The sequence below is a fragment of the Mesocricetibacter intestinalis genome, from assembly GCF_004363295.1.
Lineage (GTDB): Bacteria > Pseudomonadota > Gammaproteobacteria > Enterobacterales > Pasteurellaceae > Mesocricetibacter > Mesocricetibacter intestinalis.
Genome location: NZ_SNYQ01000002.1, coordinates 338,511 through 358,819, shown reverse-complemented (window position 1 = coordinate 358,819; position 20,309 = coordinate 338,511). Strand labels below are relative to the sequence as shown.

Annotated in this window: 19 protein-coding genes; 8 read left to right on the top strand and 11 right to left on the bottom strand. The window is 47.0% G+C overall.

Features of this window, described 5'->3' with window-relative positions:
• Nucleotide 1: 1 nt before the first annotated feature.
• The 9 genes from EDC45_RS04380 to trpE all read right to left on the bottom strand — a co-directional run bounded on the left by EDC45_RS04380 (nucleotide 2) and on the right by trpE (nucleotide 10,546).
• Nucleotides 2–484: a HyaD/HybD family hydrogenase maturation endopeptidase gene (locus tag EDC45_RS04380; protein WP_133543832.1), complete on the bottom strand. Its 483-nt coding sequence runs from the start codon at nucleotides 482–484 to the stop codon at nucleotides 2–4.
• Entirely contained in the window at nucleotides 484–2,193 is a 1,710-nt protein-coding gene (gene hybC / locus EDC45_RS04375) for a hydrogenase 2 large subunit (RefSeq protein ID WP_133543830.1), read from the bottom strand. Before hybC ends, EDC45_RS04380 begins: the two co-directional genes overlap by 1 nt.
• Nucleotides 2,190–3,419, bottom strand: coding sequence for a Ni/Fe-hydrogenase cytochrome b subunit (gene hybB / locus EDC45_RS04370; RefSeq protein ID WP_133543828.1), 1,230 nt, complete (start codon nucleotides 3,417–3,419; stop codon nucleotides 2,190–2,192). The genes hybC and hybB overlap by 4 nt, the downstream gene beginning before the upstream one ends.
• Nucleotides 3,412–4,452: a hydrogenase 2 operon protein HybA gene (hybA, locus tag EDC45_RS04365; RefSeq protein WP_133543826.1), complete on the bottom strand. Its 1,041-nt coding sequence runs from the start codon at nucleotides 4,450–4,452 to the stop codon at nucleotides 3,412–3,414. Before hybA ends, hybB begins: the two co-directional genes overlap by 8 nt.
• Nucleotide 4,453: 1 nt before the next feature.
• A complete protein-coding gene (gene hybO / locus EDC45_RS04360) occupies nucleotides 4,454–5,608 on the bottom strand; it encodes a hydrogenase 2 small subunit (protein WP_133543824.1) in 1,155 nt (384 codons plus the stop codon).
• 243 nt (nucleotides 5,609–5,851) lie between these two features.
• The gene (trpCF, locus tag EDC45_RS04355) at nucleotides 5,852–7,264 is read right to left on the bottom strand and encodes a bifunctional indole-3-glycerol-phosphate synthase TrpC/phosphoribosylanthranilate isomerase TrpF (protein WP_133543822.1); all 1,413 of its coding nucleotides are present in this window, start codon (nucleotides 7,262–7,264) and stop codon (nucleotides 5,852–5,854) included.
• 59 nt (nucleotides 7,265–7,323) lie between these two features.
• Complete coding sequence (gene trpD, locus EDC45_RS04350) at nucleotides 7,324–8,325, bottom strand: anthranilate phosphoribosyltransferase (protein ID WP_133543820.1); 1,002 nt, start codon at nucleotides 8,323–8,325, stop codon at nucleotides 7,324–7,326.
• A gap of 80 nt (nucleotides 8,326–8,405) precedes the next feature.
• Entirely contained in the window at nucleotides 8,406–8,987 is a 582-nt protein-coding gene (locus EDC45_RS04345; RefSeq protein WP_133543818.1) for an aminodeoxychorismate/anthranilate synthase component II, read from the bottom strand.
• An 8-nt stretch (nucleotides 8,988–8,995) separates the two neighbouring features.
• Complete coding sequence (gene trpE / locus EDC45_RS04340) at nucleotides 8,996–10,546, bottom strand: anthranilate synthase component I (protein ID WP_133543816.1); 1,551 nt, start codon at nucleotides 10,544–10,546, stop codon at nucleotides 8,996–8,998.
• Between the two features lie 234 nt (nucleotides 10,547–10,780).
• Here trpE and pstS point away from each other — a divergent pair, with 234 nt between their 5' ends.
• The 7 genes from pstS (at nucleotide 10,781) to sohB (ending at nucleotide 17,839) form a co-directional block, all read left to right on the top strand.
• Nucleotides 10,781–11,824, top strand: coding sequence for a phosphate ABC transporter substrate-binding protein PstS (gene pstS / locus EDC45_RS04335; RefSeq protein WP_133543814.1), 1,044 nt, complete (start codon nucleotides 10,781–10,783; stop codon nucleotides 11,822–11,824).
• Nucleotides 11,825–11,904: 80 nt separating this feature from the next.
• Nucleotides 11,905–12,861, top strand: a complete 957-nt coding sequence (pstC, locus tag EDC45_RS04330) for a phosphate ABC transporter permease subunit PstC (RefSeq protein ID WP_133543812.1) — start codon at nucleotides 11,905–11,907, stop codon at nucleotides 12,859–12,861.
• Nucleotides 12,861–13,712 carry a phosphate ABC transporter permease PstA gene (gene pstA / locus EDC45_RS04325; RefSeq protein ID WP_133543810.1) on the top strand — a complete coding sequence of 284 codons (852 nt, stop codon included), beginning with the start codon at nucleotides 12,861–12,863 and terminating at the stop codon, nucleotides 13,710–13,712. The genes pstC and pstA overlap by 1 nt, the downstream gene beginning before the upstream one ends.
• Before the next feature lie 9 nt (nucleotides 13,713–13,721).
• On the top strand, nucleotides 13,722–14,501 hold the full coding sequence (pstB, locus tag EDC45_RS04320; RefSeq protein WP_133543808.1) for a phosphate ABC transporter ATP-binding protein PstB: 780 nt from the start codon (nucleotides 13,722–13,724) through the stop codon (nucleotides 14,499–14,501).
• 126 nt (nucleotides 14,502–14,627) lie between these two features.
• Nucleotides 14,628–15,308 (top strand): phosphate regulon transcriptional regulator PhoB, encoded by a 681-nt coding sequence (gene phoB / locus EDC45_RS04315; protein ID WP_133543806.1) that lies wholly within the window; start codon nucleotides 14,628–14,630, stop codon nucleotides 15,306–15,308.
• Nucleotides 15,309–15,365: 57 nt separating this feature from the next.
• Entirely contained in the window at nucleotides 15,366–16,634 is a 1,269-nt protein-coding gene (phoR, locus tag EDC45_RS04310; protein WP_133543804.1) for a phosphate regulon sensor histidine kinase PhoR, read from the top strand.
• A gap of 146 nt (nucleotides 16,635–16,780) precedes the next feature.
• Nucleotides 16,781–17,839 (top strand): protease SohB, encoded by a 1,059-nt coding sequence (gene sohB / locus EDC45_RS04305; RefSeq protein ID WP_133543802.1) that lies wholly within the window; start codon nucleotides 16,781–16,783, stop codon nucleotides 17,837–17,839.
• 88 nt (nucleotides 17,840–17,927) lie between these two features.
• On the opposite strand, the gene hxpB is transcribed toward sohB, so the two are convergent.
• Entirely contained in the window at nucleotides 17,928–18,593 is a 666-nt protein-coding gene (gene hxpB / locus EDC45_RS04300; RefSeq protein WP_133543800.1) for a hexitol phosphatase HxpB, read from the bottom strand.
• A 9-nt stretch (nucleotides 18,594–18,602) separates the two neighbouring features.
• Nucleotides 18,603–19,460 (bottom strand): fructosamine kinase family protein, encoded by an 858-nt coding sequence (locus tag EDC45_RS04295; protein ID WP_133543798.1) that lies wholly within the window; start codon nucleotides 19,458–19,460, stop codon nucleotides 18,603–18,605.
• A 156-nt stretch (nucleotides 19,461–19,616) separates the two neighbouring features.
• On the opposite strand from EDC45_RS04295, the gene grxB reads away from it, so the two are divergent.
• On the top strand, nucleotides 19,617–20,264 hold the full coding sequence (gene grxB, locus EDC45_RS04290; RefSeq protein WP_133543796.1) for a glutaredoxin 2: 648 nt from the start codon (nucleotides 19,617–19,619) through the stop codon (nucleotides 20,262–20,264).
• Nucleotides 20,265–20,309: the final 45 nt, after the last annotated feature.

Sequence of the window (20,309 nt, the reverse complement as noted above, 5' to 3'; positions counted from 1 at the left end):
GCTATTCTTGCATAAGATGAAAATGAAAGCCGTAGTCCGCAAGCTGTTTTTCCAAGGCGGTAAAAATTGCCGGAAAAGCGGCTTGCAAGGTGGCGCTTAAGCCGATTCCCGATGTGAGAGATTCGGGTTGAATACCGATGAGACAAAGATGTTTTGGCGATTCTTCGGTTAATTTCAGGGCGGAAAGCACATCGCAAATACCTAATTGATGCGGGGAAATTTTGCGCGAGAAAAAAGTCGGCACCTGTTCGTCGTGCAAAATAATAATTTCACCGGGCGCTTTATTCGCCAACACCGCATCAATAATAATCAAATGTTCCCGCTTCGCCATTTCATCCAATAATTCCATGCCGCAGGTACCGCCGTCGATAATATCGAAGTGTGCGAGTAAATCCGCGCGTCCTTCCAATTCCTGCACGATGCGTACGCCGATACCTTCATCGCCGAGCAAGATATTACCTACGCCTAAAATCAGCGGTTTCATTACAGCACCTTCACTGAAGTAACGTCGCCGTTTTCAGTGTTGACCACATGTACCGCACAAGACATACAAGGGTCGAAAGAGTGAATGGTGCGTACCACTTCCAGCGGTTTGCTCGGATCGGCCACCGGCGTGCCTATAATGGAAAGTTCGTAAGGGCCCATTTGATCTTTTTCATTACGCGGACCGGAGTTCCAGGTTGAAGGTACCACCGCCTGATAGTTTTCGATTCTACCGTCTTTAATCACTACCCAGTGGGAGAGCATACCGCGCGGTACTTCGCCGAAGCCAACCCCTTTAAACTCACCGCTTTGCGGAATATCGGTTTTAATATAAGCGACGGTATCGCCGCGCCCGATATTATCAATGAGCAGTTGCCATTGTTGGGCTAAAATTTCGTTCAGTGTGCAGCAATGCACGGTTCGCCCGATAATTCTGCCCAGGGTGGAATGCAGATGTTCAACGGACAGGTTATTACCGGTCAGGCGGTCATAGATTGCCTTCACCTGATTAAAATGATCAAGGGTTAATTTATCTTTAGCGGCGATACCGCACATTAAATAGGCTAGCGGTCCCACTTCCACCACTTTACCGTAGAAAGTCGGCGCTTTAACCCAGGAATATTTACCGTCGTCCTGCCAGCCGGTATATTTCGGACGGGTTAGTCCGACCCAAGGTTCGAGCGGCTCGTCGTCTTCATACCAGGCGTGTTTACCGCTTTCTTTAATTCCCTGCACCACAAATTCTTCTTTGTGATGTCTGATGCGTTTAAAGCTGACTAAATCTCCGTTTTCAATATAGCCTCCGCTTAAGACAAATTCGGTATTATCGGCATTCAGCGGGTATTCCGGCACGGACAGATAGTTGCCAGAAGTTTTACCCAGGCTTAGCCATTCCGGATAATAGGCGGCGATAATTGCCGTATCGATTTTATACACTTGATTAATAAAGTCGGTTAAACGATCGATACAGGATTTTACAAACATTAGGCGTTCCAAGTTGAGAACCGCCTGGGAATCCAGATTAATCGGGTTGGCAACGCCGCCGATAGCCAGGTTCTGAATATGCGGGGTTTTACTGCCGAGCAGAGCGACCACACGATTGGCGTCGCGTTGGCATTCTAAGGCCTGTAAATAGTGCGCCACGGCAATCAGATTAACCTCCGGCGGTAATTTCATCGCCGGATGACCGAAATAGCCGTTAGCGAAAATACCGAGCTGACCGCTTTCCACCAAGGCTTTAATTTTATTCTGTACATTGCGGAATTCATTGGCACTGTTTAAAGACCAGGTTGAAACCCCTTTCAGCATTTCGGCCGCTTTATCCGGATCCGCCTGCAGGGCGGAGGTAATATCCACCCAGTCCATGGCGGATAGCTGGTAGAAATGGACGATATGGTCATGAATGGAGTGGGCCGCCAGAATCATATTACGGATATATTGCGCATTAACAGGTACTTTGGCGCCGATGGCGTCTTCTACCGCACGAACGCTGATAATGGCATGAACCGTAGTGCAAACGCCGCAGATTCTTTGCATAATCATCCAGGCATCACGAGGATCGGCGCCTTTGACGATATTTTCCATGCCGCGCCACATCGTACCCGATGACCATGCGTTGGTGACTTTACCGTTTTCAATTTCACAATCGATGCGTAAATGTCCTTCAATTCGGGTAATAGGATCGATGCTAATGCGTTTCTTGTCTGTCATGCTTTATCTCCACTCATTTTTGCACTATGTGCCGCTTTTTCCGCAATCATTTTTTCCGATTTTTCCGTACGCGCTTCTTTTAATACCGGCAATACAGGGAATAAACGGATAATTAAAATATAGGCGCAGATTTCAATGGAAACGAAACCGATTGAAATCAGCAGTTCTTCCGCCGACGGGAAGTATTTATAGCCGTTGCCCGGATTATACATTATCAGGGAATAGTTCATTCGCCATAGGGCTGCGCCGAGCAGCATACTGAGGGCGGATACGAATAACCAGCGGGAGTCGGATTTTTTCTCGCCCAGGAATAGGGTGAGTAACGGCAATACCATCAGCCAGATTTCCATCCAGAACATCCAGGCTTCAAATTTATTGAGTTTGTCGAAACCAACCACATAATGCAGTTTATCGTGATAGAACAACTCGCCGAAACGAACCAACAGGAATAAACCGATCAATACCGCGGTAACTTTCGCCAGTTGGGTAAACAGGTGGCGTTCGTCCGGCGTTTTTCCCGCCAGCCCCGCCCGAACCAGGGATCCTTCGAAGATAACGATGGAAAAACCCATAATAAAGGCGGTAAGCAGGGAAAGTACCGGCAGGATTTCATAGCTTTGCCATACCGGATGAACCTTATGACCGGCCGCAATCATCAGGGAACCCATAGAGGACTGGTGCATCATCGGCAGCAGGGCGCCTAAGGCGATAATAAAGAACATCACTTTGTTCAGTTTATTGAACCATTTTTTCAAGCCGAAATAACCGAGCAGAACAGGGGCGAATTCCAGGGTAACCACACATATATAGATGGTCATACAGACTGCGGTTTCAAATAATACGGAATTGGTATTAAATTGGCCCGGAATATAGAAATACGGCAAATGCCAGTAGCGTCCCATATCGATGGTAATGGATAAACCGCCCAGGGAATAGCCGAATAAACTGGCCAGCAGAGCAGGGCGTACCAAAGGATGATATTTGCCTTTATTGAAAATATATACGGTCCAGGCTAAAGCCCAGCCGCCGCAGGCAAAACCGGTACCCACCAGCAGATCGAAAGCGATCCATAAACCCCAAGGATAGCCGCCGTTTAAAGCGGTAACGGAGCCTATACCGAATACCAAACGTTTTAAGATTAGCAGTATACATATTACCGCCAGCGGGCCGAAAAACAGAATGGCGGCGGAGATCAGTCTGCCGCCCACCGGACGTGGATTACTCATGATGCTCATCCTCCGCTTCTTCCATTTCTTTACGCGCCTGAAGCATAGCTTCTTTCCGGGCTTTAATCTGTTCGGCAATTTTATCGCCGTGCATATTTTTATAGGTCATAAAGGTTAGACCGGCTAATGCCACTAACGGCAACGCCATTCCCCGGTACAGGAAATGTTGCAAATGCGCGGCGCGGGCGCCGGTAGCGATTTCGTCCAACTGCGGGAAGCCTAAATTTTCATAAGGCACACCGCTTAGTACCAGTACCTGGGTACCGCCGCCTTCATATTCACCGTAAAGATGGTGCTGATAAACGGGAACAGTGGCGCGATATTTATCGCTGCTGTTCACGTGCTGACGGGGATAATCATATTGGGTGCCGCGTAGCAGGCTTAGGCGCCGTTTGGCTTCCGCCATTAATTCTTCGCGGGTACCGAAAATAATCGCACCGGTCGGACAAACATGGCAACAACCCGGCAGTTCGCCCTTATCGATACGTTCCAAGCCTTTTTGGTTGCAAAGCTCGCATTTACTGATTTCGCCGAAAGGATTGTCATAATCGTATTTAGGTACGTCAAATGGGCAGCCCACCATACAATAGCGGCAACCTGTGCAGATATCGGGATCATATTTAACGATGCCGGTTTTGCTGTCTTTCGTCAGTGCCTGTACGGGGCAAACGGCCACACAGTTTGGATCAACGCAGTGCATACATTGTTTTTTTACATAGGCGTAGCCGTCTTTAACCTGATCCTTATTTTTTCCTTCGCCTTCAGACCAGACCTGAATTACATTCCGGGTGAAAGGGGTCAGCTTATCGTTATTCGACCAGGTTTGTTCGCCCTGAGGGTTAACCGGAGTGCCGTTAAGATGTTGACATTCGGCAACGCAGGCTTGGCAACCCACACATAGGGTGGAATCGTACAGCATTCCTAAAGCGCCGGGAATCGGCGGCAAATTTTCTGCGGCACGAACCTCCACCGCAGGCACGGCGGAGGCGATTCCGCCGAGCAGGCTGGCTTTGAGAAACTTACGTCTGTCCATCTTATTTTCCTGTATTGCGCGGTTGCTGCTGTTCTTCGGCTTTAGCTGCATCGGAACGGGCTTTATGCTGAATACTAAGCTCTCTTAAGGTCATCACGCTGACGCCGGCTAAAATTGCCGCCGCACCGCCTAGCAAAGCTATGGCGGTCATGGACGCACCCTGACCTTCAACATTGGCGACATCAGGTTTATTGACGCGCGGAGTCGGATTTTCTACCGATGCCAGCTGGAAAATACCCTTGGTGAAACCAATTCCCTGTTCATTACAACCGTAGCAAGGGTGGCCTATTCCCACCGGCCAGTTATTACCGCCTACATCACAGAATTCCAAGGTTGAACAGTTACCGTAAGTTTCCGGTCCTTTACAGCCCAAATGATATAAACACCAACCTTGGCGATGACCGTAATCACCGTATTCACGGGCAAAACGTCCCGCATCGAAATGCGGACGACGGTAACAGTTTTCATGGATTAAGCGATCGTAAGCAAATAGCGGACGATTCAGTTTATCCATGCCTGGCAGTTTCTTATAGGTAATAATATAAGCCACGGTGGCAAGGAAGTTGTGCGGATTAGGCGGACAGCCCGGAATATTGATTATCGGGATATTCGGTAAAATCGCCTCCAGTCCCACCGCACCGGTAGGATTGCCGCCGCTGGAAGGCACACCGCCCCAGGCGGCGCAGGAGCCGATAGCGATAACGGCGGCCGCATCCTGTGCCGCTTCTTTGATATGTTCGATAATAGGTCTGCCCGCCACCATACAATAAACACCGCCGTCTTTCAGCGGAATGGAGCCGTCGACCACTAAAACGTATTTTCCTTTATATTTGTGCAGTGCATTATGTTTATTGTCTTCCGCCTGTTGACCGAAAGCGGCGGACAGCACTTCATGGTATTCCAGAGAAATGAGATCCAGCACCAGATTTTCTACGGTAGGGTGAGTGGCGCGCAGCAGAGATTCGGTACAGCCGGTACATTCCTGCGCACCGATCCAAATTACCGGCGGACGCGCAGGCGCCGTTAAGGCCTCACTCATTTCAGCACCGGCACGGGAACTCAGCCCCATGGTCGCCGCCAGAGCAGTACATAATTTCATAAAATCGCGGCGGGAAACATCCGCCAGCGCAGAAAACACCCCATCGTTTCGTTGCATATCTTTCACTCCAAAGCACACATTTTTAATATGGTTATCGGCATGATACGCTGATGAAAAAAAAAAAGATTGATCACTATCAATAAGATAACAATCTGTTTACAAAATAACCTTTATTAGGTATTTTATTTCACGAATATTTCACTAAATAAGATTAATTATTATTTTATTGATATTAATAATAAATTAAGACGGGCGTTGAAAGGGAGTGGGGGCGCGATAATTGAAGGCGCCCCTTATTTATCAATAAAATGCTAGAATTTTGTTAAATAAAAAACTCAATTTATCCTTGTCTTTAACCCCGGGGCAGGACTCCGCACCGGAATTCAGATCCAAACCGAGACAACCTTGCGCCAAGGCGGATTCAATATTATCGGCATTAATGCCGCCGGCAAGCATAATATGGGGTTTCAATTCGGACGGAATTTTCGACCAGTCGAAACTTTGTCCGCTACCGCCGCGACGGTTTCCCACCTTGCTGTCAAAAATATAGCGATCGGCGCAGAAATCTTCGATATTTTCCACCGCACTTTGAGCGTCAATATCTATGCTAATCGCTTTCCAGATTTGAATCTCCGGCGCTAATTTCGTGCGTAATGTGCGGATAAATTCGGGGGATTCCGTTCCGTGCAGCTGCACTGCATACAGATTTAACTGAAGGGCGATTTTTACGATAAATTCCGCCGCCTGATTCTGAAACACCCCGACGAAGCGCAAAGGCGCCCGGGTAACCAGCTCCTGAGCCTGACGCAAACTAAGGCTGCGGGGGGAATGTTCGGCAAAAATCAACCCGGCATATAAGGCGCCTGCGGCATAAGCCGCTTCTACGTCCTGCGCACGAGTGAGACCGCAAACCTTATTTTCACCGTAAATAAGCGCTCTGATCGCATTATTTAAATCTTCGCTGCCCATTAGGCTGCTACCGATTAGAAATCCATTTACATAGGGTTTCAGCTGAACTATCTGCTCATGGCGATAGATACCGGATTCGCTGATAATAATTCGATCCGGCGGAATTTGTGCGGCTAAAGGTGGCGTTCTGTTCAGATCTACGCTGAGATCATGTAAATCGCGGTTATTGATACCTATGACCTTAGCGCCCAAATTAAGGGCTCGCTCCAGCTCCGCCTGATTAGAGGTTTCGGTCAGCACTCCCATTCCCAGTTCGTGAGCCAGCGCCGCCAGATGCAGATAGCTTTCATCGTCCAATACCGACAACATCAATAAAATCGCATCCGCCTGATGATAACGGGCCAGATAGACCTGATAGTCGGAAATCATAAAATCCTTACATAATACTGGTTGTGAAATTTGTTCTCGTACCTGACGGAGATAGCGGAAATCCCCCTGAAAATATTTTTCATCGGTCAGAACCGAAACCGCCGCAGCATAATCTCGGTACACTTCGGCAATCCGAGCCGGATTAAAGTCGCTGCGGATTAACCCCTTGGAAGGAGAAGCCTTTTTACATTCCAGAATAAATGCCGGATTTGCATGCGTACCGCGTTCCAAGGCCTGATAAAAAGAGCGGTCGGATTTTGTGATATTTTTTTCAAATTGCGCTAAGGGCAGTGTTGCCGATGCGCTTTCTACCCATTGGATTTTATCTGCAATAATTTTTTGCAGAATGCTGGGTTTATCATGTAAGTTTTGCATAAATTGCCCGTTAAGGTTAATTGCGACAAGCCGGAGCCTTTAAGGGTCGCTACGAATGATTAATAATGCGTCAGTTTTTCCAAAGTTTGATAGGCTTTACCATCGGCAAGGCAGGCAAGCACCTCCGCGGCGTTTTGTTTCAAATTATCTTTACCGAACAGTTTGAAAACCAGTGCGGTATTCATGGCCACCGCTTGGGCATGAGCGGATTGCCCCTTGCCCTGTAGTAGGGCGGTAATAATCGCCGCATTTTGCTCCGGATCACCGCCGCGCAAACTTTCCAAAGGCTGCGGATTAAAACCGAAATCACTCGGCGAAAGACGGTAATATTCTATTTTGCCGTTATATACTTCCGCAACTTCGGTTTTGCCATGAATAGCCACTTCGTCCAGACCGCAGCCATGTACCACTATCGTATGCTTATGACCCAAGCGTACTGCGGTTTCCGCATAAGGTCGCAGTAAGTCGGGCGAATAAACGCCGAGTAACTGGCGCTTCGGACGGGCGGGATTAATTAAGGGGCCGAGAATATTAAAAATCGTGCGGGTTTTTAATGCCTGGCGGGCGGGCGCCGCATATTTAAAGCCGAGATGATATTGCTGAGCGAACAGGAAACACAGATTAATTTCATCCAGCGCTTTGCGGGCCTGTTGTGCCGACATGGAAATATTTACGCCTAAACGGCTTAGCACATCGCTGGCACCGGTTTTGCTGGATACGCTGCGGTTCCCGTGCTTGGCGATTTTAATATCCATACTTGCCGCCACAATAGCGGAAGCGGTGGAAATATTAATGGTATTGGCGCAGTCGCCGCCGGTACCGACAATATCGGCAAAAGGATAATTGGGGATATCAAAAGGTTGACTGTTATCCAGTAGTGCGCTGACCGCACCGCTGATTTCTTCTGCGCTTTCTCCGCGCAGTTTCAGGGCGATTAAGGCGCCGGCCAGTTGTTCGGAGCTAAGTTCGCCGTTAACGATGGCGCTGAAGAGCAGATTGCTTTCGCTGCGGTTAAGGCTGCTTTGTTCAAACAGCTTGCTGAGTATATGTTCGGTTTGCATTTTATCATCCTTAGATATTTTTATTATGCTATGTAGTTATGGTTTTATCATACGCCGATCGGCGCAGGAAAGGGGAAATATTATCTTTTCAGCAGCCAATCGACGGATTGTGCCAATAATTGCGCCCCTTGAACCGTCAGAATGCTTTCCGGGTGAAATTGGAAGCCGCAAATAGGCAGACTGCGATGGCGAAACGCCATCACCAGCTGATTAAATCGGGCGTTAACCTCCAGTTCCGGGGGTAAGTCCCGTCCGATTAAGGAATGGTAGCGAGCTACCGGCATCGGATTGGTAATACCGGAGAACATTGCCTGCCCGTCGTGCTCAATCCGAGATACTTTGCCGTGCAGTACTTCACCCGCATGTACCACTTTGCCGCCGAAAGCTTCAATTAACGCTTGATGACCCAGGCAGATACCGATCATCGGCACCTTATCTTTTAGACTTTGGATCAGCGTCGGCATATTACCGGCTTCAGAAGGGGAGCTCGGCCCGGGAGAGAGAGCCAGTATGGTACCGGGCTGCGCCAGCACCGCGGCTTCCAGCGATTCCAAGGGGCAATCGTTGCGGTACACCCGTACCCGATGACCGAGGCTGCGGAATTGATCGGTCAGATTATAGGTAAAGGAATCGAAATTATCTAAAAATACAATATTCGCCATAATATCTCCTATTCGTTTCCGGCCCGTTGGTTGGTTTGCTGAATCGCTTTGATTACGGCAGCGGCTTTATGGCGGGTTTCGTCCGCCTCCGCCTGAGGATCGGAATCCAATACTTCGCCGCACCCCGCCTGTATATAGGCGATACCTTGTTGTACGAAAGCGGAGCGGATGACGATACAGGTATCTAAATTTCCGTCGGAAGTTAAATAACCCACTGCACCGCCGTAACTATGCCGCTTTTGTCCCTCGAAACGATAAATCAGCTGCATGGCTTTAATTTTCGGCGCGCCGGTCAGGGTACCCATATTCATACAGGCCTGGTAAGCGTGCAGGGCGTCCAATTCGGGACGCAGCTTGCCCACCACGCGGGAAACCAGATGCATAATCATGGAGTAGCGATCCACCTGCATCAGTTCTTCCACCCGGCGGCTGCCGCTTTCACATACGCGGGCCACATCGTTGCGAGCCAGATCTACCAGCATCAGATGTTCCGCCTGCTCTTTGTGATCCAGACGTAATTCCAGTTCCAGACGGGCGTCCAGTTCGGGATCTATATTGCCTTGTCGATCGAAACCTCGGGGGCGGGAACCGGCGATGGGGTAAATTTCCAGTTGGCGTTTCTCTTCCTCATATTTTAATGCGCTTTCCGGTGAGGCGCCGAACAGGATAAATTCTTCGTCCTGCATAAAGAACATATAAGGGCTGGGATTATTGTGCTTTAACTGATGATAGCTGGCCAAGGGATTGGGACAGGACAGAGAAAAACGACGTGAAGGAACGATCTGAAAAACATCGCCTTTATAAATATGAGATTTCAGTTTGGTGATGATTTGTTTAAATTCCTCGTCCTCAGGATAAACCTTAACTCCTTCCGGTGCCGGGCGAAGCTTCGGCAATGCTTGGATATGTTGCAGTCGAGCGGCGATTTGATCGGCGCTTAACGTCAACGGTTGTAACTGTTGAGGATTAAAACAGAAACTTTGCAACTTTGCCCGCCGATTGGGATGATCCAACTGCAACAGATGTTCCGCTAAATAAAAAACATAATCGGGACAACTGAGGCCGTCGTTACGCAGAGAAATCTCTTGCAGCGGAATAAAATTTGCAACTAGGTCATAGGCGAATAAACCGCCTAAAAATACAGGCACTTCACTATGCCGATAGAGATTATTGATAATTCTCAATCCGTCGAATACCGTACTTGACATCAGCTTGCTGTCTTCATCCAGATTGGCGTCCAAAGGGAAAAAGCGTGCTTCCAACCGTTGCGGCGAGCAAAAATTCGTTTGCGCCTTTTCCTGTAATTCCGCTGCTATTAATTTTAGCAGCGGCGTCGCATTTTCACTGAGGGCGATAAAGCAGACCAGATCGCCCCGACAATGAATTTTCATGGCGCTATTGATCAGCAATAAACTTTTCAGACTGTTTTTACTGCTTATTTCCGCACTTTCCAACAATAGCGTATTGGGCTGGTTTTGGCACAGGGTGGCAAATAATGCGCTGGGATCTTCATGATAATCCACTTCCCGACAAGAGGTTTGAATATAAGCTGGGGACATATAGAATTCCTTGTTAATTAGTTGTGTACTATTAAACTAGTGCGATATTGTGTTGTCAAGATTTTTATTCAGAATCCTCGCTTCAGGCGCATAAATTTTCGATTTGCATAATTTAAGTTTTTTACCATGAAAACAGTTGCCTAAGGCAAATATTTCTTTTTGTCATCAAACTGTAATATTTCTTCACTACACTTTGTAGCGTCATCCGACAACAGTCATTAACAGGAGAATCTTATGTTAGATCGCGTAGTGAAGAAATTTGCGGCCTTAGGCGTATGTTTAGCTGTATTGGCACCTCATGCCATGGCGGAAACCATTACCGGTGCGGGAGCATCTTTCCCTTACCCGATTTATGCCAAATGGGCGTCTTTATATGAAAAAGAAACCGGCAATAAAGTGAATTATCAATCCATTGGTTCAGGCGGCGGCCAGCAGCAGATTATCGCCAAAACCATTGATTTCGGCGCATCGGACGATCCGATGAAACAGGATTTACTGGAACAGCACCAACTTTTACAGTTCCCGGCGATTATCGGCGGTACCGTCCCTGTGGTGAATATTCCTGATATAGGCGCCGGTAAGTTGAAACTGTCCGGTGAAGTTGTTGCGGATATTTTCCTCGGTAAGATCAAAAAATGGAATGATCCCGCTATTGCCGCATTGAACGGCGATATTAATTTACCGAATAAAGATATTATCGTGGTGCATCGTTCCGACGGTTCTGGTACCACTTTCGGCTGGACCAACTATTTATCTAAAGTATCCGCCGAATGGAAAGAAAAAGTCGGTCAGGGTAAATCGGTCAAATGGCCGACCGGGCAGGGCGGTAAGGGCAACGAAGGGGTCGCCGCCTATGTGGCACAGATTAAATATTCCATCGGTTATGTGGAATATGCCTATGCGAAACAAAATAACCTGAGCTGGGCGTCCTTACGTAACCAGGCGGGTAAATTCGTACAGCCGTCAAAAGACAGCTTTATGTCCGCCGCAGCAAATGCTAAATGGGACAGCGCACCGGGCATGGGCGTAATGCTGACGAATGAAAGCGGCGAGGGTTCCTGGCCGATTACCGCCGCAAGCTTTATTTTAATCCATAAAAATGCACCGGATGCGACTAAAACCAAAGCGGTATTCGATTTCTTCGACTGGGCCTTTGTGAAGGGTAAAGAGGCGGCGACGGAGCTGGACTATGTACCTTTACCTCAGTCCGTGGTTGAAAAAATTCAGGCGCAATGGAAAAGCGACGTTAAAGACGCTCAGGGTAAAAGCGTACTCTAAAAGTGCGGCGGATTTTAACCGAGTTTTTGATAACTGTGGCGAAATGCCGCAGTTATCTTAAACCGAACGGATAGAAAAGTATGCAACATTCCATAACCGAACCGAAATGCCTGAACCATAAATGGGTGGAAGGCGTGTTCAGAAATACCACGAAGTTTTTCGCAGTATTTGTATTTATCGTATTGGCGGCAATTTTGCTGTCTTTGATTTTAGGGAGTTGGGACTCTTTAAGTAAATTCGGAATTTCTTTTCTCTGGACCAATGATTGGGATCCGGTTCAGGAAAATTACGGAGCGCTGGTGCCTATTATAGGTACGCTGATTTCTTCTTTTATCGCTTTATTAATTGCCGTTCCCGTTTCTTTCGGCATCGCCGTATTTTTAACCGAACTGGCGCCGGAGTGGATAAAACGCCCGCTCAGTATTGCGGTGGAAATGCTGGCGGCAATTCCCTCCATTATCTACGGTATGTGGGGATTATTTATCTTTGTTCCGCTCTTTCAGGAACATATTCAGCCCCATTTGATTGAAGCCCTGGGGGATTTGCCTTTTATCGGTATGTTATTTTCCGGAGCGCCTTTCGGCATAGGTCTGTTTACCGCAGGTTTAGTGCTTTCCATCATGATTATTCCTTTTATCGCCTCGATTATGCGCGATGTTTTTTCCGTAGTACCGCCTTTATTAAAAGAATCCGCCTATGGATTAGGTTCCACCACTTGGGAAGTGGTGTGGAAAATCGTGGTGCCTTATACCAAATCCGGGATTATCGGTAGCTTTATGTTAGGTCTGGGGCGCGCACTAGGCGAAACCATGGCGGTTACATTCGTGATTGGTAATGCCTTCAACCTGCCGGGATCGATTTTTGCACCTTCCACTTCCATTGCTTCGGCGATTGCCAACGAATTTAACGAAGCGGCCGGATTGCAGAAGTCCGCTCTAATGGAATTGGGATTGATTCTGTTCTTAATTACCACTGTTGTATTGGCCTGTTCTCGATTGTTGATTATGCGTATGGCCAAAAAAGAGGGACGAAAATAATGATGAATCATGCGAATACAAGGTTTCACTGCCGTAAATTAAAAAATAAGATTATGCTGGGCTTATCAATGCTGGCGGTAACCTTCGGTTTATTCTGGCTGCTGTGGATTATTTTTACCCTGGTGATGAAGGGCATTCCCGCGCTTTCTTTCGATATTTTTCTGGATAAAACCCCGGGCCCCGGCGAGCAGGGCGGGTTGATCAATGCCATTATCGGCTCCGTATTGATGGTGGGCGTAGGTACGCTAATAGGTACCCCGGTGGGGATTCTGGCCGGCACTTATTTAGCGGAATACGGCCGCTACAGTAAAATCAGTTGGGTAACCCGTTTTCTGAACGATATATTATTATCCGCGCCTTCCATTGTTATAGGTTTATTTATTTATTCCCTGTATGTGGCTCAGGTAAAACATTATTCCGGCTGGGCGGGTTCCTTAGCTTTGGCAATGCTGGTCATTCCGGTGGTGGTGAGAACCACCGACAGTATGCTGAATCTGGTGCCGAACAGCTTGCGTGAAGCGGCGGCCGCATTAGGCTGCCCGCAATGGCGCGTGATTACCATGATTTGTTATCGGGCGGCGCGTTCGGGCATTATTACCGGCGTATTATTATCGGTAGCCCGTATCGCCGGCGAAACCGCTCCTTTGTTATTTACCGCATTGTCCAATCAGTTCGTGTCTTTCAATATGAACGGGCCGATGTCGAACTTACCGGTAGTGATTTATCAGTATGCGGCCAGTCCCTTTAAAGATTGGAACGATCTGGCATGGGCGGGGGCGACGCTAATTACATTTTTCGTATTGTTCCTCAATATCATTACCCGTATTTTCTTCCAGAATAAACAGAAGTAAGGAATTTTTATGCATAACTTAATCCCGGATCTTTCAGAAACTAAAATTGCGGTCAATAATTTAAATTTTTACTACGGCGATTTTCATGCGCTGAAAGAGATTAATATGCGTATCGCTAGAAATAAAGTAACCGCTTTTATCGGTCCTTCCGGTTGCGGGAAATCCACCCTGTTACGCACTTTCAACCGTATGTTCGAACTCTATCCGACTCAGCGGGCGACGGGAGAAATCAATCTGGACGGTGAAAATTTATTAACCACCAACACGGATATTTCTATTATTCGTGCTAAAGTAGGCATGGTTTTTCAGAAACCTACCCCTTTCCCGATGTCGATTTATGACAATGTGGCGTTCGGTATCCGTTTATTTGAAAAACTGAGCAAGGCGGAAATGAACGAACGGGTGGAATGGGCCCTAACCAAAGCGGCCCTATGGAACGAAGTTAAGGATAAACTGAATCAGAGCGGCGACAGCCTGTCCGGCGGACAGCAACAACGTCTGTGCATTGCGCGCGGCATTGCGATTAAACCCGAAGTGCTGCTACTGGACGAACCCTGTTCCGCTCTGGATCCTATTTCCACCGTTAAAATTGAGGAATTAATTTCCGAATTAAAACATGATTATACCGTGGCTATCGTTACCCATAATATGCAGCAGGCGGCGCGTTGTTCCGACTATACCGCCTATATGTATCTGGGCGAGCTGATTGAGTTCGGCGAAACCAAACAGGTATTTAATCAACCGAAAGAGCAACGTACCGAAGATTATATTTCCGGCCGTATGGGTTAATGCGGAAAGCAAGGGTAAATCTCCGTTCGTCGCCGGTTCGAATAAAAACTTCGGTTTTTTTGACCGCTCTTTCATGTCGGGTAAGGATTAATTTCCTTGCCGGATGGTTCCGGATAAGGATTTACTATGAATGAAAAAATATTAGTGGTGGAAGACGAACGGGCGATTCGTGAAATGATCGTTCTGTTTTTACAACAACACCGGTATCAGGTTATCGAATCGGAAGATTATCAGAGTGCATTGCATAAGTTGGCGGAAAAACCTCAGTTGATTCTACTGGATTGGATGTTGCCCGGCCGTTCCGGGATTCATCTGATTCAGTACTTGAAAAAACAGGAGGAAACCCAGTCGATTCCGGTGATTATGCTAACCGCGCGCAGTGCCGAAGACGACTGTATCACCTGCTTAAATGCGGGGGCGGACGATTATATCAGTAAGCCTTTTTCGCCTAAGGTTCTATTGGCTCGGATTGAAGCGGTACTACGCCGCAGCTATGCACTGCCCAATGATCTTATTGATATTGACGGTTTGGTGCTGGATCGTCAGGCGCAGCGGGTCAGTTATCAACAATGTCAAATTGAGCTGAGCGCCACCGAGTATAAATTATTACAATTTTTTATGACTCACCCGGAAAAAGTTTACAGCCGTGAAAAACTGCTCGATTCCATCTGGGGGGACGATATCTATGTGGAAGACCGAACCGTAGACGTTTATATTCGCCGTTTACGTAAAAGCCTGGAACCCTATGGGTTCGAACAATATATCCAGACCGTACGCGGCAGCGGGTATCGGTTTTCCAATCATTAGGATAAGTGCGGATACTGTTTAGCGCAGTATGGTTTAAGTAAGGGAGAGCGGACTGGCATGAAATTCAAATTTTCCTATAAGCATTTTCTGCTGGAAATTATCGCAGCGGTGGCCGTTGCCTTGCTGTTCGGTTATTTTGCCAAGAGTTTTGAATTCTGGTTCATTGTGATATTGATTTTATTGCTGATCTGGCATCATAACAACGAATACAGCCTGTTACAGCTCCTTAATCCTAAAGCGGAGGGTAAAAAAATATTAACCCCCTGGGATAATTTTTCGCAAACCGTGGCTTTCAGTAAAAAGAAAACGAAAAAAGATAAAATTAAAGCCTTGCGTCTATTATCTAAGTTAAACCGCAATATTCAATATTTGCCGGACGGTGTGATAATCTGCAGCAGAGAAGGAGAAATTAGCTGGTGCAATAATGCGGCGCAGGAGTTATTTTCCTTTTACTGGTCGAAAAAGGTCAGTAAAAATATTTTCAGCGTGATTTTTTATCCGGAATTTAAAAATTATTTCCACCAATCGAAACATCAGCGTCCGCTGGTGATTATTACCCATGAAAAGCGCTATGTGGAAATCAATATCAGCCTCTATGACAGCGACAGCTTAATGATTATCTGCCGCGATGTAACCCAGATGATCAGCCTGATTTCCTCGCGACAAACCTTTCTGGCCAATATGAATCACGAATTGCGTACGCCGCTAACAGTATTACAAGGCTATTTGGAGATTCTGGAATTCGACAGTCAGAGCGGAGAATTACATAAAAAAGCCATCGAAGCCATGCGCGAGCAAACCCTACGTATGGCGAATCTGCTGCAACAGCTGAATATTCTGGCCAAAATTGAAGGTTCGAATAATCTGGAGCATCAGGAAGTGAATATGTCAGAGCTAATTAATTCTCTACAAAAAAGTACCGCATTATTAAATGAGAACGATCACCATATTCACTTTGATATCGAACCGGAGATAAAGGTCTGGGGAGATGAAAACCAGTTGCAAAGTGCGGTTTCCAACCTAATCTTTAATGCCATTAAGCATTCCGGAGCGGGTTCGGAGATTCAAATCAGCTGGAAAGCTTGTGAGAAAGGGGCGAAATTCAGCGTGAAGGATAACGGCGTCGGTATTGATGAAGCCCATTTACCCCATTTGACCGAGCGTTTCTACCGCGTGGACGAATCGCGCAGTAACGCCACGGGCGGCAGCGGTTTGGGGCTGGCTATTGTTAAACATGCTTTGGAACAGCATGGGACTTGCTTGAATATCGAAAGCGAACCGGGGCAGGGCAGTGAATTTTCCTTTGTATTAAAAACCAAACATTAATTAAGCGCCGGAACGGCTAGCGTTACAAATGGGCGTCCTTTGCGGGCGCCCGTTATTTTTGTCCTATAGGAAAGGGCGCGCTAATTTGCTATTGGTTTCGAATCGGTTATTATAAGCGCTTATTTTCGTTATTTAAAGGAGAAGGTATGTGGTCTGAAATTCTGGTCGGATACGGTATTTTTATTTTAGAAATTTTAACCCTGATATTGGTTATCGCCGCCGTTTTTGCCCTGGTTATTAGTTTGAAGCACAAAAAACAGGGCGTGCAGGGCGAATTACAGTTGAGGGATCTGGCACAGGAATATCGGGATAACTGCAAAATAATGCAGGATTTTCACCTGAGCGAAGAAGAATTTAAACGGGCGGAAAAGGCGCAGAAAAAGACGGAAAAGGCTAAGGCAAAAGAGGAAAAAGCCAGACTGAAACGCGGAGAGGAAAGTCCCGCTCATAAGCCTTGTGTTTATGTGCTGAATTTTAAAGGCGATATTCAGGCTTCGCAAACGGAAGCATTGCGGGAAGAAATCAGTGCGGTGCTGAGCGTCGCCGACCCGGAAAAAGATGAAGTGTTATTATGCTTGGAAAGTCCGGGCGGCGTGGTGCACGGCTACGGATTGGCGGCTTCGCAACTTAGTCGCTTAAAGCAAAAGGGCATCAAATTAACTGTTGCGGTAGATAAGGTGGCGGCCAGCGGCGGTTATATGATGGCCTGTGTGGCGGATAAAATTGTCGCCGCACCTTTTGCAATCGTCGGTTCCGTCGGCGTGGTGGCGCAGGTGCCGAATATTCATCGTTTATTAAAGAAACATGATGTGGATGTAGAGGTAATGACGGCGGGAGAATATAAACGCACCCTGACCCTGCTTGGCGAAAATAGCGAAAAAGGCAAGCAGAAATTTCAGCAGGAGCTGGAAGAAACCCATGATTTGTTCAAAACCTTTGTTGCTCAAAACCGCCCGCAGGTAGAAATCGATAAAATCGCTACCGGTGAGCATTGGTTCGGTCAACAGGCCGTGGCGCTGAATTTGGTGGACGAAATTGCTACCAGCGACGATATTATCTTAGCGGCAATTAAAGAAAAATCCGTTATCGGGGTGAAATATGCGCAGAAAAAATCACTGTTGCAGAAATTCGGTAAGCAAGCGGAAGAAAGCGCGGATAATCTGTTGTTAAACTGGTTACAACGTCCGAATAAGAGTCGTTTATAAGCGCTCTAAACAAACTTAACAATCCTTATTAAAAAGCGGGAATATCCCGCTTTTTTAGTTTTATCGCATTTATTAAGTGCGGAAGAAATTATTTTTGAGCAAGCCGCTGCAACAAGGCCTGATCGATTTCCAATAAGGCGTTTAATTTTACATCGGCTAAGGACCAGCGCGGATCCTTATTATCTAAAATGCCGGGAATGACGATACATTTCATCGATGCGGCTTTTACCGCAGTCATACCTACGATGGAATCTTCAATTCCGACGCATTCCGCCGGCGCAACATTCAGCATTTTAGCCGCATGCAGATAAACTTCCGGATGGGGTTTGTTATAGCTGAGTTCAGTGGCGGAAGAGAGGTAGGAAAAATAAGCTTCGATATTGCAGCTTTTGGTAATTTCCTCCAAGAGTTTACGCGGAGAGGCGGAAGCCACCGCCATTTTGTAACCGAGGTCGGCCAATTTTTGCAGCGTTTCTTTCACCCCCTCGATTAAGGGCTTTTTAGCCAGAATCGATGCAATCGCATATTCGTTCAGGTGCGCCGCCATTTCCTCAACGGGCATCGGCTCCGCATTATATTTGGCGTAAATGGCTTTGACGATACCTAGCGCCGGGGTTCCGGTCAGGGCCATTAAATCGTCCCAGGTGGCGGGAATACCGAAGGAATTGAATACATCGACGCCGGATTGCTTCCACACAGGTTCGGAATCGATCAGCACGCCGTCCATATCAAAGATTACAGCTTTTATTGACATTGTTTTCCCTTAGGATAATGAATTAATAATTTTACGGGTCAGGTTTATATAGTTTCCGTTAAAACGGTGGCTGAAGTTTAACAGATAATAGAGCTGATAAATAGGTTTACGGGCCTGATAACCTTCAGGCAGCGGATAGCTTTGCTGATAGCTGCGGTAAAAAGAGGCCGGAAAAGGTTCGAATAATTCGCTGAACGCCAAATCACATTCTCTGTCCCCCCAATAACAGGCGGGATCGTAAGTAAATATTTTATTGCCGACCTTAGCGCAGTTTTCAATCCATAAGTTACCATGTAACAAAGCCGGTTGAGGCTTATGTTTAGCCAGACGCGCCGCTACCGTTCGGATAATTTCATCAATATCGCCGAATTGGATGGATTTTTCTTTGCAAATCTGCAACTGCCAGCCGATACGCTGTTCGGCAAAAAAGGTCGCCCAGTTGGTTTTCCATTCGTTAGGCTGATAAACCGGGCCGAGCCAGGTATCAAATTCCAGACCGTATTTCTGGGTGGCTCCCGATTGATGCAGGCGTGCCAGTTGGCGCCCGAATTCTGCCATGGCATCTTCTTCAACGGCCTCAATAGGCAGCGCCTCCAGCAAGAGAAAACTATGGTTTTGCGAACAGCCGACCCCGTACACTTGCGGCACATGAATCGTATTAGTGGCGGCCAGTAAGGCCAATTGATCGGCTTCGGCACGGAACATGGAACGATAGGATTTTTCATTACTCTTAACGAAAACCGGCTGGATATGATCGTTGATAAGCCAGGATTCGTGCATTTCGCCGTGATGAACCTTCGCTTTCTCTTTGATATTGTAGTAAGCACCGAACTGGTCCGCCAGAACCTGAGAAACTGATTTCCACATATCCGCCTCCGTCCAAAGGATAGTTAGCTGTATTTGCATGATAAAAGGTATCGCTCGAATAATCTGTGAGATAAATCAAAAAACGCGAATAATCTTGAAATAAAACGGAAAAACCGCTTAAATGGAGGCCTTATTGCGAACATAAGGAAGCTAAAAATGAAATTATATGTTTATGATCATTGCCCGTTTTGCGTACGCGCCAGAATGATTTTCGGCCTAAAAAATATTGCGCTGGAACTTATTCAGTTGGCCAATGACGATGAGAAAACGCCCGTCGAACTGGTGGGACGAAAAATGGTACCTATTCTGCAGAAAGAGGATGGTACGGCAATGGCGGAAAGTTTGGATATCGTCGATTATATTGATCGGCAGTTCGGTCGCAAAATCCTTTCTGAAGAGGTTCGCCCGGCATTATCGGATTGGATGCAAAAGGTCGGCGAATATTATAATCATTTATTGCTTCCCCGCTTTATTCACCTCGGTTTAGCCGAGTTTGAAACCCAGAGCGCAGTGGATTATTTTGTCGCCAAAAAACAGGAATATATCGGCGACTTCGCTCGCAATATGGCGGATACGCAACAATACCTCCACAGACTGGAGCAGGATTTAGCCGAACTTGAACCCTTGATTTTAAGCGATACGGCGGCACAGGGAAAATTATCCTTGGAAGATATTCAATTGTTCCCGATGTTGCGTAATCTAACCTGCGTAAAAGGGCTGGTATTTCCGCCAAAAATCGCCCGTTATACCGCCGCCATGGCGAAACTCAGCGCTATCGACCTTTATAGCGAAAAGGCCTTATAACATCTGAGAAAAAATATGTTAAAATAACCGCACTTTTATTACACA